This is a genomic window from Rubritalea sp. (assembly GCF_039830215.1).
Lineage (GTDB): Bacteria > Verrucomicrobiota > Verrucomicrobiia > Verrucomicrobiales > Akkermansiaceae > Rubritalea.
In genome coordinates, this window is record NZ_JBDOPO010000371.1 from 1 (window position 1) to 8276 (window position 8276).

9 protein-coding genes are annotated in these 8276 nt (G+C 48.7%); all 9 read right to left on the bottom strand.

What is annotated here, in order from left to right; genetic code table 11:
* Positions 1–213 (bottom strand): hypothetical protein (locus ABGY95_RS12665; RefSeq protein WP_347442051.1); only part of this gene is annotated, 213 nt, incomplete at its 3' end.
* 75 nt (positions 214–288) lie between these two features.
* The gene (locus tag ABGY95_RS12670) at positions 289–1047 is read right to left on the bottom strand and encodes a hypothetical protein (RefSeq protein ID WP_347442052.1); all 759 of its coding nucleotides are present in this window, start codon (positions 1045–1047) and stop codon (positions 289–291) included.
* A gap of 38 nt (positions 1048–1085) precedes the next feature.
* Complete coding sequence (locus ABGY95_RS12675) at positions 1086–2546, bottom strand: cbb3-type cytochrome c oxidase subunit I (protein WP_347442053.1); 1461 nt, start codon at positions 2544–2546, stop codon at positions 1086–1088.
* A gap of 39 nt (positions 2547–2585) precedes the next feature.
* Positions 2586–2918, bottom strand: coding sequence for a hypothetical protein (locus tag ABGY95_RS12680; RefSeq protein WP_347442054.1), 333 nt, complete (start codon positions 2916–2918; stop codon positions 2586–2588).
* 39 nt (positions 2919–2957) lie between these two features.
* On the bottom strand, positions 2958–4400 hold the full coding sequence (locus ABGY95_RS12685) for a hypothetical protein (RefSeq protein ID WP_347442055.1): 1443 nt from the start codon (positions 4398–4400) through the stop codon (positions 2958–2960).
* Between the two features lie 42 nt (positions 4401–4442).
* Positions 4443–5105 carry a cytochrome c gene (locus ABGY95_RS12690; RefSeq protein ID WP_347442056.1) on the bottom strand — a complete coding sequence of 221 codons (663 nt, stop codon included), beginning with the start codon at positions 5103–5105 and terminating at the stop codon, positions 4443–4445.
* A gap of 25 nt (positions 5106–5130) precedes the next feature.
* Positions 5131–5685 (bottom strand): DUF3341 domain-containing protein, encoded by a 555-nt coding sequence (locus ABGY95_RS12695; protein WP_347442057.1) that lies wholly within the window; start codon positions 5683–5685, stop codon positions 5131–5133.
* A gap of 41 nt (positions 5686–5726) precedes the next feature.
* Positions 5727–7211, bottom strand: coding sequence for an NrfD/PsrC family molybdoenzyme membrane anchor subunit (gene nrfD, locus ABGY95_RS12700; RefSeq protein ID WP_347442058.1), 1485 nt, complete (start codon positions 7209–7211; stop codon positions 5727–5729).
* A gap of 55 nt (positions 7212–7266) precedes the next feature.
* A partial coding sequence (locus ABGY95_RS12705) for a 4Fe-4S dicluster domain-containing protein (protein ID WP_347442059.1) occupies positions 7267–8276 on the bottom strand: 1010 nt, incomplete at its 5' end.

An 8276-nucleotide genomic window follows, 5' to 3' on the forward strand; every position in this document is an offset into this window, starting at 1 on the left:
GGATGAGAGAAGAACGCTACCACCAATGATTGCGACAACGAAGCCGGCAACCATTAGCCAGATTGAGACTGGCTCAAGGCCATTTTCACGAAGCTGTTGTTCACGGGAAGCTGCGGCAGCAGTGCGACTCACTTCTTCATGAGCCTGTGCAACGTTAGTTGAATCTTCGAGATCCGGCTTAGTTGGATCTACTGGTTGTTGGTCAGATGACATCGGAATGTTTGCGGTTGGTGAGTTAAAATGGTTATTGCTTCAAGTTTATTTCTAACGCTTGGCGGAAAAACTCGATTACTTAGAAGACTTTTTGTTGCGAGCGAAATCCATTGAGTTTGGCACTGCCCCGTCGCGTCTCAGTCCAAGGAGGTATGAGGCGAGGGTCTCAGCTTTTGAGCTTGGGATAACTTGCTTGCCAACTTCAGAAACCCCAGGAAGTGCATTACGTGCCCCTTGCCCATAGACAGTCTTGGTTTCGAAGAAACACTTATTAGATGGACAGATGGAATTGACATTTTCGCTGCGTGGATCGTAGAGGTGAAGGTAAACAGCTTTCTGGACATCGAACTTCTGATCTTGTGTTAGCTGATCCACCTTGATACCAAGCTCATCTGCAAGAGCCTTATTCTCATAGGCCGCACGGACATCCATTCGGCGACCGTAGTTACTAAGGTCTGGTCCCATGCGGGTTTCGCCGATCCAAGCATAGGGCTCACCAGCGTAGTCCCAAAGTTGGGACTCACGACGTGTGTCACCGAGCTCAGGGTCTTTAGCAATTCCAGCAAGGTCTGGGCGACCGAGGTCGTTACCGGCGTAGGTCGGACGAGCAAGCTGGCTGTGGCATTGAGCACAACCTTCGGCACCATATATACTGGATCCGTGCTCGACAAAGCCAGACTTAACTGGGGAGTAGGCGCCCTCTTTGCCATCTTTGGCTAAATCATACTGAGGAATTTCAACAGCACGCATAGTAGCATATGGGACAGCTACAACTGCAAGCCATGGAAGAGCGAAACTCGCAATCAGGCCAATGAAGAATGTTTTAACAGTCATGTTTTTGTGAGATCTTAGATAAATTAGGAAAAGGTAATTTAAGCAGCAGGTAGAGTTGGCTCTTGGTGCTCAAGTAATGTAGGGTGGCTGCTGCGGCGACCGAGTCGGAGCCACATGAGAAGGAGATGGATACAGAAGAATAGATTAGCTAGTGCGACAAATACCCAGCCTGTTGTAACACCCACTGTGTAGGCGAGAAGGCGACCCCGAGCTGATGAAAATGGCTCGTCGAGATTTTCGAGTACTTCTCCGTGCATGAATGCACCGAGTACACAGCAGAACAGACCTATGAATACGACTCCATAAAGTGAGAGCCAGAAGTGCTGACGGATAAGACCACCAGATATCCACTCGCGGTTAGTAACCCGGGGAACGATAAAGTAGATCGCGCCAAACATTGTCATAGAGAAGAATCCGTAGAGCGCGAGAATTTCATAGCCGTATGTACCTCCGAAGGCGAACTGCGTGTAGCGAAGTGCGTCAGGAAGAGAAAGTAAACCACCAATGACCGTAGTTGCAAGAAGGCCGATGACACCTGCGATCGTGAACCTAAGTGATGGTGAGTGCGCCACTGCAGATGACTTCCCTACAGTTGTCTTGAGAATGTTCACCGCAACACAGAGTGCTGGGATAATGAAGAGGATGGCTGCACCTGCTCCAGCGAATTGAAGGAAGGACGGGATCGGAGCACCCATTACCTTTTGCATACCAGCCCATGGCCCGATCACTGCGAGCGACCAGAATCCCAGAAGCGCAAGCTTGTAGGAATACACTGGACGACCAGTCACCTTAGGAGTGATATAGTAAGCGCTCGCAATAGCCACTGGGGTAAAGAAGAGGAAGAGTATAGCGGAACGGAACCACGCATTAATACCTGCTGCCATCACGCCGTTACCAGATTCAGCGAATGTGTTGATGAAAAGATTCCCTGAAAGGAATACCCATGGGAACCAGAACAAGGCAGCCATGAGGTACCACTGCGAAATATAAACGTGACCACCACGTCGAACGCGGAATGCTATCACTGACCAGATGCCGATACCCAGGTAGCAAGTAAGAAGAACTGGCCAAACCCAAGTAGGAAAGTACATCCACGCTTTGCCTGTCCCGCCACCAAGAAGAATAGCGAGAGTACCAGCACCTATCACCGCGTTCCATACGTGACCTATGGTCAAGATCACTCCAGCTTTATTGCTCTCCTGACGAGAAAGCCGAGCCATCAACCAGATAATCACACCGAATGCTGCCTGAGCTCCCCATCCGTAGAGGAACGTCGCCATGTGTGCCTGGAAAACACGACCGTAGCTCAAGATAGAACAATCACCAAGGAATCCAGGTGAATGCGATTTAGCGGATGCTATCACACCTAGAATAAGTGAGAGAGCTAGCCATGCTGCTCCGCTGGTGAAGAAGAACATCACTGGGTGACGGAGGGAGCGATCTATCTGCGCTCTCAGCACTTTGTCTTCAACTTGTTGGCTTGTGGTTTCAGATGCCATGATACTATTTATCGTTAGGAATTGTGTTACGGTCGCAGACTAGTTGAACTGCTTACCATGCTTCTGCTCAGAAGCTTTTGGGCCATCGAGGAGGCCCATTTGTTTACCGAGTCCGAATACATCTTCAGGCTTAACCTGAACTGTACCGTTACCGTTATCTTTGTAGGTATTGCGCTCAGCCTCTTGCTCAGCATTAATCTTGATCAAGCGCTCAGTGCGCGCTTTGCCTTTTTCAGTTTCTGCGTCAACGACATCGGCCGCTATGAAATTTTTCACAAGCACCGCTGCAATAGCGAATGCAAGGAAAAGTGCTAGACCCCAAAAGAAGGTATTGAAGCGACGCAGTGGAGTGTCTCTGAGATTTGGTTCCATAAGATGAGTTATCGGTGAATTGTTATCCTGAATTGGGTATTAGTTATGGAGATTAGCTGATTCGAGGATTCGCGGGTCGCGGTTAGGGTAAAGGTTCGCGCTACCAATGTTACGGAGGAAGACGAATACGAAGAATGCTCCAACAGTAATGAAGGCCAATATATCTCCGAGGTAAGCATTGTGCTGTACTGTGAGAAGCAACTCACCATTCACTCCAAGCTTATCCATAACAGAGAGTGAAGGACCACGTTCCGGTATCACTGCGATGTAAAGATCCATGATGTGCATCACGAGAAGATAGATACAGATTGGTACAACCAACTTAATTCTCTTCTTAGCGTAGTGCGGCAGAAGAATCACAAACGGCACTGCGAAGTGAAGGAATACCAGAAGCGTGCTCCATAAGTTCCAGTTAGTTGATCCGTCAGATGAGTTACGTAGGAGGAAATAAGATGTCTCTTCCGTGATGTTTGCGTACCAGATCAACATGAACTGAGAGAACGAAACGTATGCCCAGAAGATTACGAAGGCATGCATAAGTTTACCCATGATGTGATAGTGCTCGTCAGAAGTTACCGTCTTGAGGTAACCTTTCGAACGCAGCCATGTGAGTGTGAGGATCAACACCGCCATGGAGTTGAGTGCACAACCAGCGAAGAACCATACTCCATACATGGTAGAGAACCACTTGTAGTCGAGTCCCATGATAAAATCAAATGCGATAAATGTCGCTACAACGGCGAAGATTGGCATCACCACGCAGGAAATCTTTCGTGCTAGAATCAGGCGGCGAGTCGTTGGATTTGGATCCGTATCTTGTGCGATAGAAATTCTACGGAGTGCGAAGATACCAGCACCAAGAAATACGAAGAAACAAATCACGCGGATAAGCCAATCTTGGAGAGTCATGTACCAGTGCTTGTTAATCAAAAGATGATCGTGGGCGTCATGAGTCGCCTTGAGCTGTTTCTTCTTTGGTGAAGTGTATGCTCCACCTGGCTCGTGTGGAGCCACCTTGTCCTGATTAGAATACCTAGCTTCGTAGCCAGAAGTTCCATCAGAATAAGTTACCGGTTCAGCTTCAACAGTTTGTACTACTTCGCGGTGGCGGTTCATCCACTCGTAGAGGTCATCCTGAACAGATGGGATCATCAATGGCACTGCAATGACTGCCATGAATGGGAAGACAAAGCCGAGGTTCTCCATCAGACGACGCACACTCACTCCCCAACCGGAGTTGGTCACGTGGTGGAGAGTCATCCAGAACGCCCCACCCAAGGTAAGAGTAATGAAAAAGATAAAGGCGAACAACCATGAGTAAGCGTAGCCCGCCCCCCAAGTATCGTTGTTAAACAGCAGGTAACTGCCGACTGCACCAGCAACGAAGACGAGAAGTGAAATCATCTTCCAAAGACCGATGTCCTTGCTAGCGATCTTCTCGCCGTTTGCTGGAATGTCCTGTGATGTGACGTTATGTGCCATGGGACTAGTGTGTTAAAAGAGTAAGTGAGTTAGAGAATGAGATTACTTAGCAGATCCTGCTTCGTAAGCGCCCTTGACTTGGTCAAGTGGCGCTGTGCGTGAGTATTGAAGTGCGCGGAGGTAAGCGATAATTGCCCAGCGGTCTTTGACATCTATCTGATAACCAAATGCCCCCATGTTACCACGGCCATTGACGATCACGTCGTACATACCACCGTCAGGCAACTTTGAGGTTACTAGATTAAAAACTCCTGGAACTCCGTAAGAAGCAATCACGCCCTTACCATTCCCTGAAATACCGTGACAGCCTGAGCAGTTAGCGTTGTACATCACTAAGCCACGCTTGAGGAATGCTGGAAGATTCTCTTCCGTGAGTCCGAGCTCATTCACTGGGAGACCAGTACCGAAAACATCCTCATTGAACATACCTGTTTGATGGTAGCTGTTATCATTTGTGAACGACTTAGTCATTTCATCTGCGAGACCCGCCGGCTTTAGCCCCTGAGGCACTGTAGCCGCGACTGGCTGACGTGCACCAAGGCCGTCATTGAAGAAATCTGATGCTTCCTGAGGATCGATGCGATCCTGCTCGTCCATGTCTGGGAAGACTCGGATAGGTGCATCCTTGAATTTCTTGCCACGTAGTCCGCCGATGCTAACAACGAGAACTGCGAGGAGAACGTAAATAATAAAGAAATAGCGCATGAGTGTGATTAGTATAATTTAGCGTTTATGCTTCTTCTTCGATGAGTTCGATATTTTTGCCACCTGCTGCTTCGAGCAGAGCCTTCGTTTCCTCAGCTGAGAAACTCGGGTCACGAGCTTCGATTGCTATAAAGAAACCGTCATCAGTCACACGGTGGAACTGGCGGCTTGCGAAAAGTGGGTGATTCAAGCGAGGTAAGCCCATCAATCCAAGCACACAGAACAACACTGTGAAACCTGAGAAGAGGATAGTTAGCTCAAACATGATTGGGAAGAATGCAGCTGTCGTGAAGATGTTCGCCGGCTTAGCCTGAACAACTGTTGGATAGATAAGCACCTGTGTGATAAATGCCAAACTGAAGCCTGTTAGCAGTCCAGTAGAACCACCAAAAAAGACAAAGTAAGGAAGGATTGAGCGGCGAACGCCCATTGCTTGATCAAGTCCGTGGATTGGGTAAGAGGAATAACAATCCCACTTCTTGAATCCTGCATCACGCACTTGTTCTGCGCCCTTGTAGAGATGAGATGCGCTTTCGAATTCGGCGAGGTAGCCGTAGACGCGTTTTACTGTAGTACTCACTGTATTGTGATTAGGTAAATATTAAGAAATAGGGGCGGGGATTAACACTCAACGTTAGGGTTCTCGTCGAGTTCGTATTGGTAAGCAGCTTCTTTAGCCACACCTTTATCGGGGTGTGCCTTCTTATCATCGAAGTGTGCATCTGCTTCTAGTAGTGTCCACTTCACCTCAGCAATATTGATACATGGCAAGAATCGGAGGAAGAGAAGGAAAAGCGTAAGGAACATCCCAATGGTTCCCACAAAAGTGAGTACATCGACAGGTGAGGCCTCGTAATACTTCCAGTCACCTGGGAGCCACATCCGCGGAAGAGTTGTGACGATGATTACGAATCGCTCGAACCACATACCTATGTTTACCAGCATACAAATTCCCATAACAACCCAAAGGTTCTCGCGGCACTTCTTGAACCAGAAGATTTGAGGAGCTATCACGTTACAGAACATCATTGTCACGTAAGCCCACCAGTATGGCCCAGTGATACGTAGTTTGAAGGCTTCCATCTCGAATTTAGCACCAGAGTAGTATGCCACGAAGAGCTCCATGATGTACGCGTAACCAACGATGGTTCCAGTCGCGAGCACGATCTTACACATGTTTTCAATGTGCTTCATCGTAATCACATCGTGCAATCCGTAGATCGAACGCGCTGGGATCATTATAGTCATCACCATGGCAAATCCACCGAAGATCGCACCAGCCACGAAGTATGGCGGGAAGATTGTAGTGTGCCACCCTGGGACAGTGGATGTCGCGAAGTCAAAAGAAACGATAGAGTGCACGGAAAGAACGAGTGGTGTTGAGAGTGCTGCTAGGAGAAGGTACATCATCTCGTAGTGACTCCACTGACGGTTACCTCCGCGCCAACCGAGAGAGAATACGCCGTAAAGGAACTTGCGGATACCAGGTTTCGCGCGATCGCGGATCGTAGCCAAATCTGGAACCATACCCATGTACCAGAAGATCAATGAGATGGTAAAGTAAGTAGAAACTGCAAACACGTCCCAGAGGAGTGGTGACTTGAAGTTCTGCCATATAGCATTTGCATTAGGGATAGGGGCTAGGAACCACGCCATCCATACACGTCCAACGTGGAAGGCTGGGAAAATACCAGCACAACAAACAGCGAAGATTGTCATCGCCTCGGCCGCGCGGTTGATTGAGGTACGCCAATTCTGGCGCGTCAGGAAGAGAATCGCCGAAATCAAGGTACCTGCGTGGCCGATACCAATCCAGAAAACGAAGTTAACAATTGGCCAACCCCACATTGTGCGGTTTGTATTTCCCCACACACCCACACCAGTGGATACTAGGTAAAAAAGGCCTCCACCAACACCGATAAGTGCGATGAGTGCGCATGGAATGAAGAGGAGCCACCATAGTAGTGGCTGAGGTTTCTCCACGATACCGGCAATTCGGTCGGTAATCCATGAATAGGAACGGTTATTAAGGATAAGCTGCTCACGCTCCAATACTGGGAGCTTGAAGTTTTTATCGCTAGTGTTTTCAGTTGCTGAATCAGCCATGATTGGTGTGCTTGATTAGATTGAGTAAAAAGGTGAGTAAATCGATGACTGTGGCTTAGTGCATGTGAACGGTAGCCTTGCCAACGTACTTGGCTCCGGGCATTTGCTCATTAGGGTTCTTCACACGCGCTAAGTAACTAGTACGCGGACGGGTACCGATGTAGTTAAGTAGGTCGTATGCTCGGTCGTTGATGATCTTATTGTTCTCATCTTTGACTCTGCGAATCATTGACTTAGGATCGAGAAGATTGCCGAAAACAACTGCTCCAGCGCCACATGCATCCTGACAGGCAACGCGAACAGCGTCGGTCTTTGGCATAAGATTTTTAGCAGTAATTGTAGTCCTGGTAGAGCCTCCAGTAGTTGCACGGGCCTCTTGTCCAGCAATCATTTTCGCGTCGATCTTAGCAGACTGGAGGCGCTGCACACAGTAAGTACACTTTTCCATCACACCACGCATACGAACAGAAACGTTCGGGTTGCGCTGGAGGTGCTTAGAGTCACCTTCCTGTTTTTCACCGAGAGGCCCCTTATAAAGGTTCTTGTGGAGAAGAGGGTTGCGCTTGTTGTAGTCAAAGAAATTGAAGCGACGCGCCTTGTATGGACAGTTGTTAGCGCAGTAACGTGTACCAATACAGCGGTTATAAGCCATAGCATTGAGGCCGTCTTCGGTGTGGACTGTAGCATTCACTGGGCAAACTGTCTCACATGGAGCAGCTTCACACTGCACACATGCCACTGGCTGTGGTATCATCTCTGGGGACTTCTCCCAAGCGTCAGTAGCTTCGACATACTTGTCTGGTGCTGCGAAGTAGCGATCCATGCGGATCCAGTGCATTTCACGCCCCATAGCCACTTGAGTTTTACCCACTACAGGGATATTGTTCTCGGCCTGACAAGCTACAAGACATGCGTTGCACCCATTACAAACGTTGAGATCGATCGTCATTGCCCACTGCTGGGACTTATCTGAAAGGTGTGGTGTTGCATCCCCCTTGAGACCCTGCGTGATTGGGCCACCATTTGCGTCTGGCTTGTAGAGACTCATGTTCATAGGAGCGTGGG